We start from the raw sequence: 17631 nt of genomic DNA, 5'->3' as shown, positions 1-17631 counted from the left end.
CTCTCACGCCTCCTTCGGGTCGACGGGGGCGGAGGGACGACGGGTACGCCGCAGGGGCGGCTTGGCGCCGAGACGCTTGGGGTCGAGGCCGGACCAGGTGTGGCCGCTCGCGAAGAACTTGCGGCGCGCGAGGATCGTCATCAGCGGCTTGGTGAACAGGAAGACGACGACCACGTCGAGAACCGTGGTGAGACCGAGCGTGAAGGCGAAGCCCTGGACCTTGCCGACGGTGACGATGAACAGCACCGCCGCGGCGAGGAACGACACGAAGTCGGAGACCAGGATGGTGCGCCGGGCACGCGGCCAGGCCCGCTCGACGGCGGGCCGCAGCGAGCGGCCCTCTCGGATCTCGTCCCGGATGCGTTCGAAGAACACGATGAACGAGTCCGCGGTGATACCGATGGCGACGATGGCACCACAGACCGCCGGCAGGTTCAGCGCGAAGCCGATGGTCGGGCCGAGCAGCGACATGATCACGTAGGTGAGGACGGCCGAGACCAGCAGCGAGGCGATCGCGATCATCGACAGACCGCGGTAGTAGACCACCAGATAGATCACGACCAGCGCGAGGCCGATGGCACCGGCGATCAGACCGGCGTGCAGCTGCTCACCGCCGAGCGCGGCGGTGACGGTCGTGACGCTCTGCGCCTCGAAGGAGAGCGGGAGGGCACCGTAGGACAGGACGTTGGCCAGGTCCTTGGCCTCGGTCTGGTCGAAACTGCCGGTGATCTCGGCGTTGCCGCCGGTCAGCGCCTGCTGGACGTAGGGGTCGGAGACGACCTCACCGTCGAGGACGATGGCGAACTGGTTCTGCGGCGACTGGTTCTGCGCCAGCTTCCCGGTGATGCTCGCGAACTTCTTGGAACCCGCGGACGTGAAGTCCATGGTGACCTTCCAGCCACCGGCGCCCTGGGTGTCGTAGACCGCCTGGGCCTTCTTCACGTCCGTACCGGCGACCTCGGCCGGGCCGAGGACGTACTTCTGCCACTGCTTCTGCGAGTTCTGGCCGCAGGCGACCGTGGGCTCGGTGGGCTTGGCGCCCACACCGGCCTTGGCACGCACGGCCGGGTCTGCGCAGTCCAGCGCGGCGTACTGGGCCTGGAGCGCGGCGGTCGCGTCGGAGCCGCCGCTGGGCGACGGGGAGGCGGCGGCGCCGGCGCTCGAGGAGGCCGTGGGGGAGCCGGACGGCGTCGGCGACGAGGTGGCCTTCAGGGCGTCCGTCACCGGGCGGCCCTGCGAGGTGGCGGTCGCCGACGGCGTGGCGGACCCGGACGGGGTCGGGGAGCCGGACGAGGTCGCCTTGCTGCCGGACTTCGCGGAAGGGCTGCCGGAGGCGCTCGGCGTCGCGCCCGGGGAGGCCGCGGCGCCGCTGACCTCGGTGGCCAGGACGGGGCGGAAGTACAGCTTGGCCGTGGTGCCGACCTGCTCCTGGGCCTGCTTGGAGTTCGTGCCCCGGGGGATGTTCACGATGATGTTGCGATCACCCTGCGTCTGGACCTCGGCCTCCGAGACACCCAGACCGTTGACACGGCGGTTCATGATGTCGACCGCGGTGTCCATGTTGGTCTTGTTGATCGCGGATTCCTGGCCGCTCTTCGCCGCGAGCGTGATGCTCGTGCCACCGGCGAGGTCGATGCCGAGACGCGGAGTGGTGTGTCCGGAGGCGAACATTCCCCCGGTGAGCGCCACGATGGCGATCAGGATGAGGGCCAGCGAGCGACCCGGCTTGCTCTGGGCGCTCGCGCTCCGGCCCTTCTTCGGTGCTGCCACCTTCTCGTACTCCCTCTCAGGCCGCCGCGCGCGGGGTCAGCGTGCGGGGGGCCATGACATTTTGTCGGGATTCCGCGCGAAAACCGCACAACCCGGGACCGGGGCGCGTCGGCGCTCCGGTCCCGGGACACGGCTACTTCGCGTCGGCCTCGCCGTCGGTCTTCTTGAGCTCTGCTGCTTCGGCCTTCGCCTCGGCCGGCTTGTCGGCGGCCTCCTCGGCCGCGTCCTTCTTGCCGAGGTCCACGGGCTTGTCGTCGGAGGCGTCGGCGGGCTCGTCGGTCTCGGTGAGGGAGGAGGCGTCGTCCGGCACCACAGTGCCGTCGGCCTTCAGGTCGTGCTCGACGCCGTGCACGATGCGGTTGTACTCGTCGTCGGTGAGGACGGCGCCGATCGCGTTCTTCGCGAAGAGCAGTTCCACGCCCGGGCCCGCGTCAAGAAGGACCGTGTCCTCGTTGACCTCCTTGACCGTCGCGTACATGCCCCCGATCGTGCGGACACCACTGCCGGGCTGCATGTCGTTGCGCATGTTTGCGGCCTGCTGCTGCTTGCGCTTGGCCGAACGGGTCATGAGGAACATCGCCGCGATGAGCACGATGAACGGGAGGAGGGTCAAGGTATTCACGGGACGGAGTTTCCTTCGCACGACCGCTGAATCGGCTGAATCGGCGGCCTGGTGGATGGGGGTGGGCGGCACCGCCCCTTAGAGGCGGCATCGGCGGAGTCTAAGCGAGTCCGCACTCATGGAACAACGCTCAGCATGGCACCGGGGTTCCTGGTGGTGCGAGTACCGCGCCGTCACGCCCCGAACAGGTCCTGTTGTCCGTTTCCCCCGGTGGATCCGCGGGGCGCGGTGAGGCCGAGATGGGCCCAGGCCGCCGGGGTCGCCACACGTCCTCGCGGGGTGCGGGCGAGCAGGCCCTCCCGGACCAGAAACGGTTCGGCGACCTCTTCCACGGTCTCACGTTCCTCCCCCACCGCGACCGCCAGCGTGGACAGGCCCACGGGGCCGCCGCCGAACAGCTTGAGCAGCGCCTGGAGGACCGCGCGGTCGAGCCGGTCGAGGCCGCGGGCGTCCACCTCGTAGACGCCGAGCGCCGCGCCCGCGATCTCGCGGGTGATCACGCCGTCGGCCTTGACCTGCGCATAGTCCCGGACACGGCGCAGCAGGCGGTTGGCGATACGGGGGGTGCCACGCGACCGCCCGGCGATCTCCGCCGCCCCGTCGGTGTTGATCTCGACGTCGAGGAGGCTCGCCGAGCGGTGGATGACCCGCTCCAGCTCCAGGGGCTCGTAGAACTCCATGTGCGCGGTGAAGCCGAAGCGGTCGCGCAGCGGGGGCGGCAGCAGCCCGGCCCGGGTGGTGGCGCCGACCAGGGTGAACGGCGGCAGCTCGAGAGGGATGGCGGTGGCGCCGGGCCCCTTGCCGACGATCACGTCGACGCGGAAGTCCTCCATCGCCATGTAGAGCATCTCCTCGGCGGGCCGGGACATGCGGTGGATCTCGTCGAGGAAGAGGACCTCGCCCTCCTGCAGGGAGGAGAGGATCGCCGCGAGGTCGCCGGCGTGCTGGATGGCGGGGCCGCTGGTGATGCGGATGGGCGCGCCCATCTCCGCCGCGATGATCATCGACAGCGTCGTCTTGCCGAGGCCGGGGGCGCCGGACAGGAGCACGTGGTCGGCGGTGGCGCCCCGTGCGCGGGCGGCGCGCAGCACGAGGTCGAGCTGCTCGCGCACCTTCTCCTGACCGATGAACTCGTCCAGGTCCTTGGGGCGCAGCGCGGCCTCGACGGCCTGGTCCTCACGGTCGGCGGACGCGCCGACGAGCCGCTCGGCGGCGGGGGTGTCGGACGTGTCGTCCCAGTTCATGTGGTGTGCCTCGGGGTGTGGTGGGCGGGCCGACGGGTCAGCGGGCTCGGTTCAGGGTCTGCAGGGCCGCCTTGAGGAGGACGCCGACCTGCGGCGCGCCCTCGACGGCCTCCGCCTGCGGGGCGACCGCGGCAACGGCCTCCTCCGCCTCGCGGGTGGCATACCCGAGGCCGATCAGGGCCGCGTGCAGCTGGTCGCGCCAGCCGGAGGTCACCGGCCTGCCGACCGCGGGAGCGCCGAGCGGCTCTCCCAGGCGGTCCTTCAGCTCCAGGAGCAGCTTCTGGGCGCCCTTCTTGCCGATGCCGGGGACCGCGGTGAGCGCCTTCTCGTCGGCGGTCGCCACGGCACGGCGCAGGGCGTCCGGGCTGTGCACCGCCAGCATCGACTGCGCCAGGCGCGGGCCGACACCGCTCGCGGTCTGCAGCAGCTCGAAGACCTGGCGCTCGTCGTCGTCGGTGAAGCCGTACAGGGTCAGCGAGTCCTCCCGCACGACCAGGGAGGTGGCGAGCTTGGCCTGCCGGCCGACCCTGAGCCCGGAGAGGGTGTTCGGCGTGCACTGGACGGCGATGCCCACGCCGCCCACCTCGACCACCGCGGAGTCCGGGGCGACGGCGGCGACCGGGCCGCTGACGAAGGCGATCATGTGGGGCGGCCTTTCGATGCGTGCAGGGCGACGGCCTGCTGGAGTCGGTTCTGTGCGGGGGCGCGCCAGATGTGGCAGATGGCGAGGGCCAGGGCGTCGGCGGCGTCGGCCGGTTTGGGCGGGGCGTCGAGCCGGAGCAGCCGGGTGACCATGGCACCGACCTGCGCCTTGTCGGCACGGCCTGCGCCGGTGACGGCGGCCTTGACCTCGCTGGGGGTGTGCAGGGCGACGGGGATGCCACGCCGGGCGGCGCAGAGCATGGCGACGGCACTGGCCTGCGCCGTGCCCATCACCGTCCGTACGTTGTGCTGGCTGAACACCCGCTCCACGGCGACGAATTCGGGCCGGTGCTCGTCCAGCCACTGCTCGATGCCCTGCTCCACGGCGACGAGGCGGTGCCCGAGGTCCGCGTCCGCGGGGGTACGGACGACGCCCACGCCGAGCATGGTCAACGGCCGCCCGGGAACACCCTCGACGACCCCGACACCGCATCGGGTCAGTCCGGGGTCCACCCCAAGTACGCGCACGCGCCCCTCCCTTCGATCTCCCCGGGCCGCCGACGAGCGGTTTCCCCGGTTCGTGCAGGCTATCGGGTGCCACCGACAACGATCGGCAAAGCGACGGGCCGACGGGTGGTGTCCCGTCGGCCCGGTCGGTTCGGGGCGGTGTTACGCCTCGACCTTCTCCATGATCTCGTCGCTGACGTCGAAGTTGGCGAAGACGTTCTGCACGTCGTCGCTGTCCTCGAGCGCGTCGATCAGCCTGAAGATCTTCACGGCGCCGTCCTCGTCCAGCTCGACCTGTACCGAGGGCACGAAGTTGGCCTCGGCGGAGTCGTAGTCGATCCCGCCCTGCTGGAGGGCGGTGCGGACCGCGATCAGGTCGGTCGCCTCGCTGATCACCTCGAAGGACTCGCCGAGGTCGTTGACCTCCTCGGCGCCCGCGTCGAGCACGGCACCCAGCACGTCGTCCTCGGTCAGCTCGCCCTTGGGGACGATCACGACACCCTTGCGCGTGAACATGTACGAGACGGAGCCCGGGTCGGCCATGGAGCCGCCGTTGCGGGTCATGGCGACGCGCACGTCGGAGGCAGCGCGGTTGCGGTTGTCGGTGAGGCACTCGATGAGCACCGCGACACCGTTCGGGCCGTAACCCTCGTACATGATGGTCTCGTAGTCGGCACCGCCCGCCTCGAGGCCGGCGCCGCGCTTGACCGCGGAGTCGATGTTCTTGTTCGGGACCGACTGCTTCTTCGCCTTCTGGATGGCGTCGTAGAGGGTCGGGTTGCCGTCCGGGTCCGACCCACCCGTGCGGGCCGCGACCTCGATGTTCTTGATCAGCTTCGCGAAGAGCTTGCCGCGCTTGGCGTCGATCACGGCCTTCTTGTGCTTCGTCGTGGCCCATTTAGAGTGGCCGGACATCTGCCTGTCTCCTTCGCGTAACCCATCTCTGCGTGAACGCCAGAGATCCTACAAGGACTCCGCCGTCCGTTCGGCTCGCACCATGTCGACGAACAGGGCGTGTACGCGATGGTCGCCGGTCAGTTCCGGGTGGAACGACGTGGCGAGCGCGTTGCCCTGACGGACGGCGACGATGTGCCCGCCGTACTCCGCGAGCACCTCGGCCCCCGCACCGACGGACTCGACCCAGGGGGCGCGGATGAAGACGCCCTCTACAGGATCTCCCTCGACACCGTCGACGTCGACCGCCGCCTCGAACGACTCGTTCTGACGTCCGAACGCGTTGCGGCGCACGATCATGTCGATGCCGCCGACGGTCTCCTGGCCCGACTGCGGGTCGAGGATCTTGTCCGCGAGCATGATCATGCCCGCGCAGGTGCCGTACACGGGCATCCCGTCCCGCACGCGTGCGCGGAGGGGTTCCATCACTCCGAAGAGGACGGCCAGCTTGGAGATGGTGGTGGACTCGCCGCCGGGGAGGACGAGGCCGTCGACCTCGGCGAGCTCTTCGGGACGCCGCACCGGCCTGGCCACGGCGTCCGCCGCGGCCAGGGCGATGAGGTGCTCCCGTACGTCGCCCTGAAGGGCCAGGACGCCTATCACGGGTGCGTCGGTCATGTACGTGGTGTCCTCTGCGATGTGGTGCCGGTCCGGTCTACCAGCCGCGGTTGGCGTAGCGCTCGCTCTCGGGGAGAACGTCGCAGTTGATGCCGACCATCGCCTCGCCGAGGTTGCGGGAGGCATCGGCGATGATCTTCGGGTCGTCGTAGAAGGTGGTCGCCTTCACGATGGCGGCGGCGCGCTTGGCCGGGTCGCCGGACTTGAAGATGCCGGAGCCGACGAAGACGCCCTCGGCACCGAGCTGCCGCATCAGCGCGGCGTCGGCGGGGGTGGCGACACCACCGGCGGAGAACAGCACGACCGGGAGCTTGCCCAGCTCGGCGACCTCCTTGACCAGCTCGTACGGGGCCCGCAGCTCCTTGGCGGCGGCGTACAGCTCGTGGTTGTCGTAGCCGCGCAGGCGGGCGATCTCGTTCTTGATCTGGCGCAGGTGGCGCACGGCCTCCACGACGTTGCCGGTACCGGCCTCGCCCTTGGAGCGGATCATGGCCGCGCCCTCGGCGATACGCCGCAGGGCCTCGCCCAGGTTGGTGGCGCCGCAGACGAACGGCGTGGTGAAGGCCCACTTGTCGGAGTGGTTGACCTCGTCGGCCGGGGTCAGCACCTCGGACTCGTCGATGTAGTCGACGCCGAGGGACTGCAGGACCTGGGCCTCGACGAAGTGGCCGATCCGGGACTTGGCCATGACCGGGATCGAGACGGCTTCGATGATGCCCTCGATCATGTCCGGGTCGGACATACGGGCCACCCCGCCGTCCTTGCGGATGTCGGCCGGGACCCGCTCCAGAGCCATGACGGCGACGGCGCCCGCGTCCTCGGCGATCTTCGCCTGCTCCGGCGTGACGACGTCCATGATCACGCCGCCCTTGAGCTGCTCGGCCATGCCGCGCTTGACGCGGGCGGTGCCGGTCTCGGGGTTCTGGGGGGTGGAGAGCGTGCTGGACACGGGTGGGACCTCACTCTGCGAAAGAGGAAATTCTGCTCGACGAGAGGAAACGCGAGGTGAACGGGCCACGGCAAGGGCCAATGGTGAGCCGGTGGATCGTTTTGCCCCGACAGGGGGTGCGACCGGCGGGTTTCACCCCGTCTCGCGGGCGGGTCACACGGTCGAACGTCCCATGAGCGCGGCCGGTGGCTCGTCGTCCATTTCGAACGCCATCGGGAAGGGCGCGTGGCCGGCGAGACGGAACCAGCGCACCTTGCGGTGGCGCCGCAGAGCCCGCGCGGCGCGCACCGCGTCGTTGTGGAAGCGCCGGGCCATCGGCACCTTGCGCACGGCCTCGGTCAGCTCACGGGCCGCCTCCTCGCCGCCCGGCGCCTCCTGCACCGCCTGGACCTGCGGGGCCTCCTCGAAGACCGCCCGCAGCGCCTGGCTCAGCTCGCTCTCGGCGACCTCGCGCTGATCCTCCTCCGCCTGGCGGGCGGCGTGCGCCGCCTCGTACAGCACGATCGAGGCGGCCGGATCGAGTACGCCGGAGGTCGCCAGCTCCTGGGTGATCGACGCCCGCCGCAGCAACTGCGCGTCGAGCGCGGCACGCGCCGCGTCGATCCGGGCGTGCAGCCGGTCGAGGCGCCCGGCGGTCCAGCTGAGGTAGAGGCCGATCGCGACGAGGACGACGAGGATCCAGATGAGGGTTGGGCTCACGGACCGCAAGGCTACCGGGCCGCCTGCGCACGCCCCCGCGTCCCGCCCGGCCACGGAGACGGTCCCCCGCCCCTCGGGCGGCGTGCGACAGCAGCGGCGGGGTGCCGTGGCCACCCGACGGTTCGGCCCGGCAGCGACGGCAGCGGCGCGCCTCGGGGCGGATGTTCCGGGCGCCGGGGATCGCCCCGGCGCCCGTACACGGCGCCCGGCCTCAGCCGTGCCCGCAGACGTCCACGGCGCCCGCACCTTCCGCAGTCGGCTCGCGTACGGGCCGGGTCCCCGCCGACCGGCTCGCACAGCCGCCCTCGCGGCCAACGGCGCCGAACGCCCGGCCGCGCGCCTCCACGCGGGGATCGGCCACGGCACCCGCACACGGTCCGCGAAGCCCGGTTCGCTGTCCCGGCAACCAACCGGGGGCTGCAAGGTCGCGCCCTCCGTCACCGTCTCGCAGACCACCGGCTCCCCCGGCGCCCAGTCCGTCCGCCCCGCCTCTACGCGGGGTATCGCTCCTGGCATCGGTCGCCATCCCCTGCCGGCCGGCCCTCCGACACCGTCCCGTAGACGGAATGGATCACCGTCGCCCGCACACGCAGCCCCTCAGGGCCCACGGCGCCGAACGCCCGGCCGCACGTCCCGCACGGGCACACGTCCCCGCCGGGGATCGCTTCCACCCCCGCACACCGTCCACAGAGCCCGTACCCAGTCCCGCGCCACCCGTCCACGGCCCCAGCGCCCGCACCCTCCGCAGCCGGCTCGCGGACGGGCCGGGTCCCCGGCGACCGGCGCACTCAGCCGCCCCTCGCGGCCGACGGCGCCGAACGCCCGGCCGCCTGGGCCGCACCGCACGGCACGAGCCTGCCTCCACGGAAAGTCGGCCCCGGCACCCGCACACCGTCCACAGAGCCCGCACCCGGTCCCGCGTCTTCCGCAGCCGGCTCGCGGACCGACCGGACCCCCGCCGACCGGCTCACAGCCGCTCCGAGCCCGCCGTGCCGAACGCTCCGCCGCCGCCGTGCCCGCGCCCGTCTCCAGGCCCGGGGACGGCGCCCGGGCTCAGTCCCGCGCCAGCCCCAGTCGTGCCCGCAGGCTCGTCCGCTCGTCCGCGGCCACGGCGGCCGCGCCCTCGGTCACCGTCTCGTAGACCGACAGGATCTCCGCGCCCACCGTCGACCAGTCGAAGCGCCGTACATGGGCGCTGCCCCGCCGGCGCAGTTCCTCGCGCCGCTGCGGGTTCTCCAGCAGCCGCACCGCGGCGTCGGCGAGTGCGTCGGCGTCCTCGTTGGCGAACAGTTCGCCGGCCGCGCCCCGGTCGAGGACCTGGGCGAAGGCATCGAGGTCGGAGGCGAGCACGGCCGCCTGTGCGGACATCGCCTCGACCAGGATGATCCCGAAGCTCTCACCGCCGGTGTTGGGCGCCACGTACAGGTCGACGCTGCGCAGGAAGCGGGCCTTCTCCTCGTCGCTGATCATCCCGAGGAACTCCACACGGGAGCGCAGGTCCACGGGAAGCGTCTCGACCGCTGCCTCCTCGTCGCCCCGTCCGGCGACCAGGAGCCGGGTCTGCGGGCGGGCGGCGAAGATCTTCGGCAGGGCCCGCATGAGAACGGGCAGTCCCTTGCGCGGCTCGTCGATGCGCCCCATGAAGCCGATCGTGTCGCCCTGCCACTCCGGCTTGGGCTTGGCCTTGGCGAAGAAGTCGACGTCCACACCGTTCGGGATGACCACCGCGTCACCGCCCAGGTGCTCCACGAGCGTGCGCCGGGCGTACTCGCTCACCGCGATCCGGGCGCTGATCTTCTCCAGGGCGGCCTGGAGAATCGCGTAGGCGGCGACCATCGCCCGGGAGCGCGGGTTCGACGTGTGGAAGGTGGCCACGATGGGGCCCTGCGCCGCCCAGCAGGCCAGCAGGCCCAGCGACGGCGAGGCCGGCTCATGGATGTGGATCACGTCGAACCGGCCCTCGTGCAGCCAGCGCCGCACCCGGGCGGCGCTCAGGAAGCCGAAGTTCAGCCGCGCCACCGAGCCGTTGTACGGCACCGGTACCGCGCGGCCCGCAGAGACGACGTACGGCGGCAGGGGGGTGTCGTCGTCCGCCGGGGCGAGCACCGAGACCTCGTGCCCGAGGCGGATGAAGTACTCGGCCAGATCACGGATGTGGAACTGGACGCCACCCGGCACGTCCCAGGAGTACGGGCAGACGATGCCGATCCTCACGGGGTCCCTTTCTCGGGCCGCGCGGGGGCCCTGGCCGGGTCCAGGTCAGCGAGCCACAAGCGCTGCAGCATGTGCCAGTCCTCCGGATGCTCGGCGATCCCCGTGGCGAAGGCGTCGGCCAGCGCCTGTGTCATGACAGACGTCTTCTCGGCCCGGGTACCTGACCCGGGTACCTCGACGGGGGGATGCAGGCGGCCCTGCATGACGGGCGACTCGTCGTACCAGAGGGTCACGGGCAGCAACAACGCACCGGTCTGCTGGGCGAGCAGCGCCGGTCCCGCGGGCATGCGGGCCGTCTCGCCGAAGAAGGACACCTCGGTCCCGGAGGCGGACAGGTCCCGGTCGGCGACCAGGCAGACCAGGCCCCCGTCGCGCAGCCGCCGGGCCAGGGTGCCGAAGGCGGAGCCGCCGCTGTGCGGAAGCACCTCCATGCCGAGACCCTCGCGGTAGGCGACGAAACGGTCGTAGAGCGTCTCGGGCTTGAGCCGTTCGGCCACCGTCGTGAACGGTATCCCCAGCTTGGTGGTCACCCAGGCGCCGGCCAGGTCCCAGTTGGCGAGATGCGGCAGCGCCAGGATGACGCCCCGTCCCTCGGCCAGTCCGTCGGTCAGGAAGTGCAGGTCCTTCGGGTCGAAGCCGTTCCTGACGCGCTCGGCGCTCCACGCGGGGAGCCGGAAGGACTCCATCCAGTAGCGCAGGTAGGAACGCATGCCCGCCCGGCTCAGCTCGGCGAGCCGTTCCGGACTCGCGTCGGGCACCACGCGCGCGTAGTTGCCCTCGAGGCGCTGCACACTCGTGCCGCGCCGCTTCCAGGCGAGGTCCGCGACACTGCGGCCCAGCCGGACGGCGACGGGCTCGGGCAGCGTCTTGACGGTGCTCCAGCCGAGGCCGTACAGCCCGTCCGTCAGCCGCTCCTGGAAGCTGGTCACGTCGGCGCCTCGCTCTTCTGCACGTTCCGCCAGCGGATCACTTCGCCGCCCCGCTCCCGTGCCCGGCGTTCTCGCCCTTTTCCGCCGCCGCGGCGGCGTCCGCCTCCGCCGATTCCCGGCGCACCGTGACGACACGCTGGATCAGCGTGACCAGGCTGCCGACGGCGACGATCCACAGCGCGATCGGCAGCAGCACCTGGATACCGGGCACGCCGAACTTGTGCAGCCCGGCGAAGCCGGCCGCCACCAGCGAGATGACCAGGCGCTCCGCGCGCTCCACGAGTCCGTTGACCGCCACGGGCAGGCCGATCGACTCGCCCCGGGCCTTGGTGTACGACACCACCTGACCGCTGGCCAGGCAGAAGAGCGAGACCGCGCACAGGAGGTCGTTGTCGCCCTTGCCCGCGTACCACAGGGCGAAACCGCCGAAGATCGCACCGTCCGCGACCCGGTCCAGCGTGGAGTCCAGGAAGGCGCCCCAGCGGCTGGAGCGGCCCAGCTGGCGGGCCATGTTGCCGTCGACGAGGTCCGAGAACACGAACAGCGTGATGACGACCGTGCCCCAGAAGAACTCGCCCCGGGGGTAGAAGACCAACGCGCCCGCGATCACACCTGCGGTACCGATCAGTGTGACCGTGTCGGGGCTGACGCCCCGGCGGATCAGAAACGCGGCGAACGGTGTGAGGACACGCGTGAAGAATGCACGCGCGTACTTGTTCAGCATGGCCTTCCCGACGGTCGGTGAGCCGCGCGGTCCTGGTGGCCGCCGGCTGGCCCATCGTAGCCACGCACGGGAGCGAGCGACGGCCGGGCACCCACACACTCTGTCACGTGCCCGTGGCATCGCAATCACGAACGGGCCGCCCGCGCAGGGCACGGCCGAAGGGCGGGATCGCGTCCTTCGTATGGACGCACCGTGACGCGAGTGCAAAGCTCGAATTCACCGCGGGCGTCACGGAGCCGCCATCGCACGCGGATCCGCATGTCCGCGCCCCCAGTGACCTCACCGTGCACGGGAGGCAGGACCATGGGCGACAAGGCGAATGCACACACCGGAGCCGCCGGCAGGGCTACGGCGGCCGACCACCCCGCGTCCGTACGGAATGTGGTGCTGGTCGGCCACAGCGGATCGGGCAAGACGACTCTGGTCGAGGCTCTCGCCCTCACAGCGGGAGCCGTGAACCGGGCGGGCCGCGTGGAGGACGGCGGCACCGTCTCGGACTACGACGAGATCGAGCACCGGCAGCACCGCTCGGTGCAGCTCTCCCTGGTCCCCGTCGACTGGGACGGGGTCAAGATCAATCTTTTGGACACTCCGGGATACGCCGACTTCGTCGGGGAGCTCCGGGCCGGTCTGCGCGCCGCGGACGCGGCCCTTTTCGTGGTCTCCGCCTCGGACGGGGTGGACGGCTCGACCCGCATGGTGTGGGACGAGTGCGCCGCCGTCGGCATGCCGCGCGCCCTCGTGATCACGCACCTGGACGGCTCCCGGGCGGACTTCGACGAGATGACCCGGGTCTGCGCCGACGCGTTCGGAGGGGACGACCCCGACGCCGTACTCCCGCTGTACCTGCCGTTGCACGGCACACACGGATCGGACGGGCACACGCCCGTGACCGGGCTGACCGGGCTGCTCACACAGAAGCTGTTCGACTACTCCTCGGGCGAGCGCAAGGAGTCCGAGCCGGGGCCCGACCAGCAGCCGCTCATCGACGAGGCCCGCAACCGGCTCATCGAGGGGATCATCGCGGAGAGCGAGGACGAGACCCTCATGGACCGCTATCTGAGCGGCGAGGAGATCGAACTCGGCACCCTGATCGAGGATCTGGAGCGAGCCGTCGCACGAGGGACGTTCTTCCCGGTCCTGGCCGCGGCACCGGCCGCCGACGGCGGGCGCCAGGGACTGGGCACGGTCGAACTGCTGGAGCTGGTCAAGGGCGGCTTCCCGACCCCGCTGGAGCGGGCGGCGCTCGCGGTCACCACGCCCGACGGCAAGCCGCGCGAACTCGCGCTGTGCGACCCGGACGGACCGCTCGTGGCGGAGGTCGTCAAGACGTCCTCGGACCCGTACGTGGGCCGCGTCTCGCTGGTGCGGGTGTTCTCGGGCACCCTGCACCCCGACGACACGGTGCACGTGTCCGGGCACGGGCTGACCGACCGCGGGCACGAGGACCACGACGTCGACGAGCGCATCGGGGCGCTGTCCGCGCCGTTCGGCAAACAGCAGCGCTCGCTGAGCCGCTGCATCGCGGGCGACCTGGCGTCCGTGGCGAAACTGAACCGGGCCGAGACCGGGGACACACTCTCCGCCAAGGACGACCCGCTGCTCATGCAGCCCTGGGAGATGCCGGATCCGCTGCTGCCGCTGGCCATCCAGGCGCACAGCAAGGCCGACGAGGACAAGCTCAGCCAGGGACTGGCACGGCTGGTCGCCGAGGACCCGACCATGCGCCTCGAACAGAATCAGGACACCCACCAGGTCGTGCTCTGGTGCCTGGGCGAGGCCCACGCGGACGTGGCTCTGGAGCGGCTGCGCAGCCGTTACGGCGTCCAGGTCGACGTGGTCCCGTACAAGGTCTCCCTCCGCGAGACGTTCGCGGGCAGGTCCGCCGGGCGCGGCCGCCATGTGAAGCAGTCCGGCGGGCACGGCCAGTACGCGATCTGCGAGATCGAGGTCGAACCGCTGCCCGGCGGCTCGGGCATCGAGTTCGTGGACAAGGTGGTCGGCGGAGCCGTCCCGCGGCAGTTCATCCCCTCCGTCGAGAAGGGCGTGCGCGCCCAGGCCGCCAGGGGTGTGGCCGTCGGCCATCCGATCGTCGACATCCGGATCACGCTCCTGGACGGCAAGGCGCACTCGGTGGACTCCTCCGACGCCGCCTTCCAGACGGCCGGCGCGCTCGCTCTGCGCGAGGCGGCGGCCGGCACCACGATCCACCTCCTCGAACCGGTGGCCGAGGTGAGCGTGCTCGTCGGTGACGACTACGTGGGCGCCGTGATGAGCGACCTCTCCGGGCGCCGGGGCCGGGTGCTCGGCACCGAGCAGACGAGCGGCGGCCGCACCCTGGTGCGGGCCGAGGTACCGGAGATCGAGATCGGCCGCTATGCGGTCGATCTGCGCTCCCTCTCGCACGGCACCGCCCGCTTCAGCCGCTCCTACGCGCGGCACGAGCCGATGCCGCCGCAGCTCGCGGCGAAGGTTCGTCAACAGGCGCAGGAGGCCTCGTAGTCGGACCCCGCTCCCCCCGGTTCACGTGCGCGGGCACAACCGAGCCGGGGGGCGCCGGTGCCGGGGACCGGACGGTCTCCCCGCACCGGGCGGGCGCACCGACGGCGAACGCAGGCCCGCACGGCCGGACTTGTGGGCCGTCCGCCGACGAACGCCGCTGTGTGCGGATACGCTGATCACCTGATCACGCAGGGATACGATCGGCGCGATGGCCTGTTCAACAGGTGTGCGGAGCAAGGAAGTCGGGAAGGCCGCAGGAGCGGGTTCGGCGGCGAGGGGGCGGCAGTGACGGACGGGTTCGATTTCAGCCCCGGGGCGCAGGTGCCCCTCTCGGGCTCGGCGGGCCAGACGGCGGCGACCTATGCCCTGGCGTCGGCGGCCTACCGGGACGCGAAGGTCGAGACGATCCTCGACGCCAACAACGAATGGCACGAGTCGACCGTCAGCACCGGCCGTCCCTGGGCGAAGATCTTCCGGCCCAACCTCGGTGAGGCCTTCTCGCTCGCGGTGCGGGACCGCATGCTGGGGGCCAATCGCAAGCCGCTCATCCAGTCCTTCGGTACCGAGCCCCAGGTGATCGTGGAACACTGCCTGGCCGCCCACCGGATCCGCCGGGAGCGGGACAACTGGCTCTCGGCGGTGACGGTGCTCTGCGGAGTGCTGTTTCTGCCGGGGATGCTGGTGTGGCTGCTGGTGTTCCAGATCCGCGCCTCGGTGGCCAAGCGCGACGACAAGCGCGCCTCCGCGCTCGGTACGGCGCTGCTGTTCGGCGTGGGCGCCCTTGCGGTGATCTTCCTGATCCGTATGCCCTTCACGGGTTTCTGGGCGTGGTATGCGCGCGCCTCGGTCGTCATGCCGGTCGTCGGCTGGCTGTGGGCCAAGCAGATCTGCGAGCGGACCGCGAAGGACCTGCGCGAGCGCTGGGAGAGCCTGCTCGCCGGTGGCGGCCTCGGCGCCAAGATCCCCGAGGCGGTGCCCGGAAGCCCCGGCGAGACCTCGGCCGAGCGGCTGCGCCAGGCGCTCGCCCGGCTCAGCGCCGAGCAGCAGTCCAACTCCGTCTTCTATGCCGGGCCCAAGGGCATCCTGGGCATGGGCACCCGCTGGGGCAGCTGGCAGTTGGCCGAGGACCTGGTGCCGCGGGACAAGGACAAGGAGATCCACCCCTTCCGCAGCTGGGACGTGATCAGGGCCATCCATGACCAGTTGAAGATGCTGGTGCGCGGCCCGCTCAACACCGGCGGCTTCCCCACCCCGTCGATCCGGCACTGGATCGTCAGCCCCATCGGGGAGAAGGCCAAGGAGGTCTCGCGTCCCAAGGGAACGGACGTGGACGCCTACCAGATCAAGACCCACGCCATACAGGAGATCTGCAACAAGCAGCAGTTCGGTGGGGGTGAGCGGCACTACCTGGGAGTCCAGTGGACGCTCTGGGACGGTCAGTTGATCATCACCATGCTCATCACGGTGACGGTCCTGCACGAGACGCTGCGCATCGAGGTGACCGGGCATGCTCTCGGCCCGGTGAACGCGCTGTTCACGACCAAGCCCTCGGCACCGACCAAGAAGGTGCAGAAGCAGGTCAGGTTCTGGGAGACGCGGGAGGTGAAGCTTCCGCTGGTGGACACGGACGAGGTGGTGCGCCTCTCGGTGCGCGCCCCGTTCACCTGGTACCCGCCCCTGCTGAACTGGCTCGGCGGCTCGCTGACCCTGCCCGAGCCGTTCGGGCTGCGGCACGCCTGGGCGGACCAGCCGTGGCGGCACCGCTTCATGGCGGACGACGCGCTGCGCGCGGCCACGCCCGTGCTGCGGGTGGTGCACGCGGCGGCGATCCGGGTGCTGGAGGAGAACGGCGTGGACACGGAGAAGTTCGGCACGCGGTCGGCGTTCCTCAGCACGCAGGTGCAGGACGTGTCACCGCGGAAGGCCGACGTCTACGACGCGTAGCACCGGGCGCCGGCCGGGGCGGACGCCCCGGGGGCCGGCGACCGGTCCCCGGTGCCGGCCTCGCTCTCACTCCCCGGACGGGCCGCTCTGCGCGGGCCACGCCTCCGCCAGCATCTTGCGGGTGTCCGCGAGCAGCTGCGGCAGCACCTTCGTGTGACCGATGACCGGCATGAAGTTCGTGTCGCCGCCCCAGCGCGGGACGATGTGCTGGTGCAGATGGGCGGCGATGCCCGCGCCGGCGACCGTGCCCTGGTTCATGCCGATGTTGAAGCCGTGGGCCCCCGAGGCCGTGCGCAGCGCGGTCATGGCCTGCTTGGTCAGCTCGGCGAGTTCCACGGTCTCCGGCCGGGTGAGGTCCGTGTAGTCGGCGACGTGGCGGTAGGGCACGACCATCAGATGGCCGCCGTTGTACGGGTACAGATTGAGCACCGCGTACACCTGCTCACCGCGTTTGACGATCAGCCCGTCCTCGTCGGACTTGGCCGGAATCGCGCAGAACGGGCAGCCGTCGCCGGCCCCCGGACCGGTCGGCTTGTTCTCGCCCTGGATGTAGGCCATCCGGTGGGGCGTCCACAGGCGCTGGAACGCGTCCTGCGTCCCTACTCCGATCTGCTGCTCCGGCTCACTGGTCATGCAGTGCAGCATATGGCTTCGCCCGTTCGCGGCGTGTCGGCGGGGCTCGGCGAGACCGTCCGGTGCCAAGCCGGCCCGATGGACGGCGACAGCCGTACGGCCCGCCGGGAGCGACGGACGGGGACCCGCTCGGGGCCGCCTCACTGCTGTGTCCCGCCTCGTTCGCGGTACGGGTCCTCGGGCGCGGGCTGCCCGGTCCGCTGCGTGATCCGAGTCCGGCGGTGACCTGCGCCGGCTGGGCCCTGTTCGTCGTCGGCTACGCGGTGCGCCGGCGGCGGAGCCCGCTGGGCCACCGCTTCGTCCACCGGCACCGGCCGGACTCGGTGGTCGTACTGCTCCCCCTGCTGCGGCCGGTCCGCGTCATGCCGGTCCATGACGCCGTGCAGAAGCGCCAGGGGCCATCCTCCCCGGTCGTCCCTCCAGGGGCGGGTGATGCCGTACGCGGGCACGCGGCCACCCTGCTCGGTCTCGTCGCCGCTCGCACCGGTCTACGACCTGGAGCGGGACGCCCCGCGCTCGACGATCCACACCTTCGGCGACTCGCTGTGGTGTGCCGTGTCCACACTGTCCACCGCGGGCCACGGCGACGCCGTCCCCGTGACGCCGCCGGGGCGGCTGGTCGCAGCCGGCCCGACGGGCTGCGGGCCGCGCTCCCGGGCGCGGGGGCGGGCTCCTTCTCC

General features: G+C 71.4%; 16 protein-coding genes and 1 pseudogene. 3 read left to right on the top strand and 14 right to left on the bottom strand.

All coding sequences use genetic code 11. From position 1 onward, the window contains the following. Positions 1-3: 3 nt before the first annotated feature. From secD to pgsA, 12 genes are all read right to left on the bottom strand, one after another. Positions 4-1770: a protein translocase subunit SecD gene (gene secD / locus ACSHXN_RS32890; RefSeq protein WP_383354605.1), complete on the bottom strand. Its 1767-nt coding sequence runs from the start codon at positions 1768-1770 to the stop codon at positions 4-6. 133 nt (positions 1771-1903) lie between these two features. Further along, positions 1904-2392: a preprotein translocase subunit YajC gene (gene yajC, locus ACSHXN_RS32885; protein ID WP_355135343.1), complete on the bottom strand. Its 489-nt coding sequence runs from the start codon at positions 2390-2392 to the stop codon at positions 1904-1906. 173 nt (positions 2393-2565) lie between these two features. Then, on the bottom strand, positions 2566-3636 hold the full coding sequence (gene ruvB / locus ACSHXN_RS32880; RefSeq protein ID WP_355135345.1) for a Holliday junction branch migration DNA helicase RuvB: 1071 nt from the start codon (positions 3634-3636) through the stop codon (positions 2566-2568). A 37-nt stretch (positions 3637-3673) separates the two neighbouring features. Then, on the bottom strand, positions 3674-4279 hold the full coding sequence (ruvA, locus tag ACSHXN_RS32875) for a Holliday junction branch migration protein RuvA (protein WP_356113482.1): 606 nt from the start codon (positions 4277-4279) through the stop codon (positions 3674-3676). Then, positions 4276-4806, bottom strand: a complete 531-nt coding sequence (gene ruvC / locus ACSHXN_RS32870) for a crossover junction endodeoxyribonuclease RuvC (protein ID WP_438304707.1) — start codon at positions 4804-4806, stop codon at positions 4276-4278. The genes ruvA and ruvC overlap by 4 nt, the downstream gene beginning before the upstream one ends. A 141-nt stretch (positions 4807-4947) precedes the next feature. Continuing rightward, entirely contained in the window at positions 4948-5700 is a 753-nt protein-coding gene (locus tag ACSHXN_RS32865; protein ID WP_355135351.1) for a YebC/PmpR family DNA-binding transcriptional regulator, read from the bottom strand. Positions 5701-5748: 48 nt separating this feature from the next. Then, on the bottom strand, positions 5749-6357 hold the full coding sequence (pdxT, locus tag ACSHXN_RS32860; RefSeq protein WP_438304705.1) for a pyridoxal 5'-phosphate synthase glutaminase subunit PdxT: 609 nt from the start codon (positions 6355-6357) through the stop codon (positions 5749-5751). 37 nt (positions 6358-6394) lie between these two features. Then, on the bottom strand, positions 6395-7306 hold the full coding sequence (pdxS, locus tag ACSHXN_RS32855) for a pyridoxal 5'-phosphate synthase lyase subunit PdxS (RefSeq protein WP_220294787.1): 912 nt from the start codon (positions 7304-7306) through the stop codon (positions 6395-6397). Between the two features lie 153 nt (positions 7307-7459). Further along, a complete protein-coding gene (locus tag ACSHXN_RS32850; RefSeq protein WP_355135355.1) occupies positions 7460-8005 on the bottom strand; it encodes a hypothetical protein in 546 nt (181 codons plus the stop codon). Between the two features lie 1053 nt (positions 8006-9058). Next, positions 9059-10219: a glycosyltransferase family 4 protein gene (locus ACSHXN_RS32845; protein ID WP_355135357.1), complete on the bottom strand. Its 1161-nt coding sequence runs from the start codon at positions 10217-10219 to the stop codon at positions 9059-9061. Beyond that, on the bottom strand, positions 10216-11148 hold the full coding sequence (locus ACSHXN_RS32840; protein ID WP_355135359.1) for a phosphatidylinositol mannoside acyltransferase: 933 nt from the start codon (positions 11146-11148) through the stop codon (positions 10216-10218). The genes ACSHXN_RS32845 and ACSHXN_RS32840 overlap by 4 nt, the downstream gene beginning before the upstream one ends. Positions 11149-11185: 37 nt before the next feature. Beyond that, positions 11186-11872 carry a phosphatidylinositol phosphate synthase gene (gene pgsA, locus ACSHXN_RS32835; RefSeq protein WP_059125577.1) on the bottom strand — a complete coding sequence of 229 codons (687 nt, stop codon included), beginning with the start codon at positions 11870-11872 and terminating at the stop codon, positions 11186-11188. A gap of 303 nt (positions 11873-12175) precedes the next feature. Between pgsA and ACSHXN_RS32830 the strand changes: the two genes are divergently transcribed. Both ACSHXN_RS32830 and ACSHXN_RS32825 read left to right on the top strand, forming a co-directional pair. Further along, positions 12176-14374: an elongation factor G-like protein EF-G2 gene (locus tag ACSHXN_RS32830; protein ID WP_355135361.1), complete on the top strand. Its 2199-nt coding sequence runs from the start codon at positions 12176-12178 to the stop codon at positions 14372-14374. Between the two features lie 285 nt (positions 14375-14659). After that, positions 14660-16318: a hypothetical protein gene (locus ACSHXN_RS32825; RefSeq protein WP_355135363.1), complete on the top strand. Its 1659-nt coding sequence runs from the start codon at positions 14660-14662 to the stop codon at positions 16316-16318. Between the two features lie 66 nt (positions 16319-16384). Here the strand turns inward: ACSHXN_RS32825 and ACSHXN_RS32820 are convergent, their stop codons facing one another. Then, positions 16385-16963, bottom strand: a complete 579-nt coding sequence (locus tag ACSHXN_RS32820) for an HIT family protein (RefSeq protein ID WP_220294785.1) — start codon at positions 16961-16963, stop codon at positions 16385-16387. A 128-nt stretch (positions 16964-17091) separates the two neighbouring features. Continuing rightward, complete coding sequence (locus ACSHXN_RS32815) at positions 17092-17400, bottom strand: hypothetical protein (protein ID WP_438304700.1); 309 nt, start codon at positions 17398-17400, stop codon at positions 17092-17094. Here ACSHXN_RS32815 and ACSHXN_RS32810 point away from each other — a divergent pair. Next, positions 17324-17527 (top strand): annotated as a pseudogene (locus ACSHXN_RS32810) (hypothetical protein); the annotation flags it as partial. The gene ACSHXN_RS32815 and the pseudogene ACSHXN_RS32810 overlap by 77 nt on opposite strands. Between the last annotated feature and the right edge of the window lie 104 nt (positions 17528-17631).

The organism is Streptomyces sp. HUAS TT11, assembly GCF_051553595.1.
Classification (GTDB): domain Bacteria; phylum Actinomycetota; class Actinomycetes; order Streptomycetales; family Streptomycetaceae; genus Streptomyces.
Note: the sequence above shows the minus strand (reverse complement) of the source record. Positions and strands in the feature narration are given on the sequence as shown.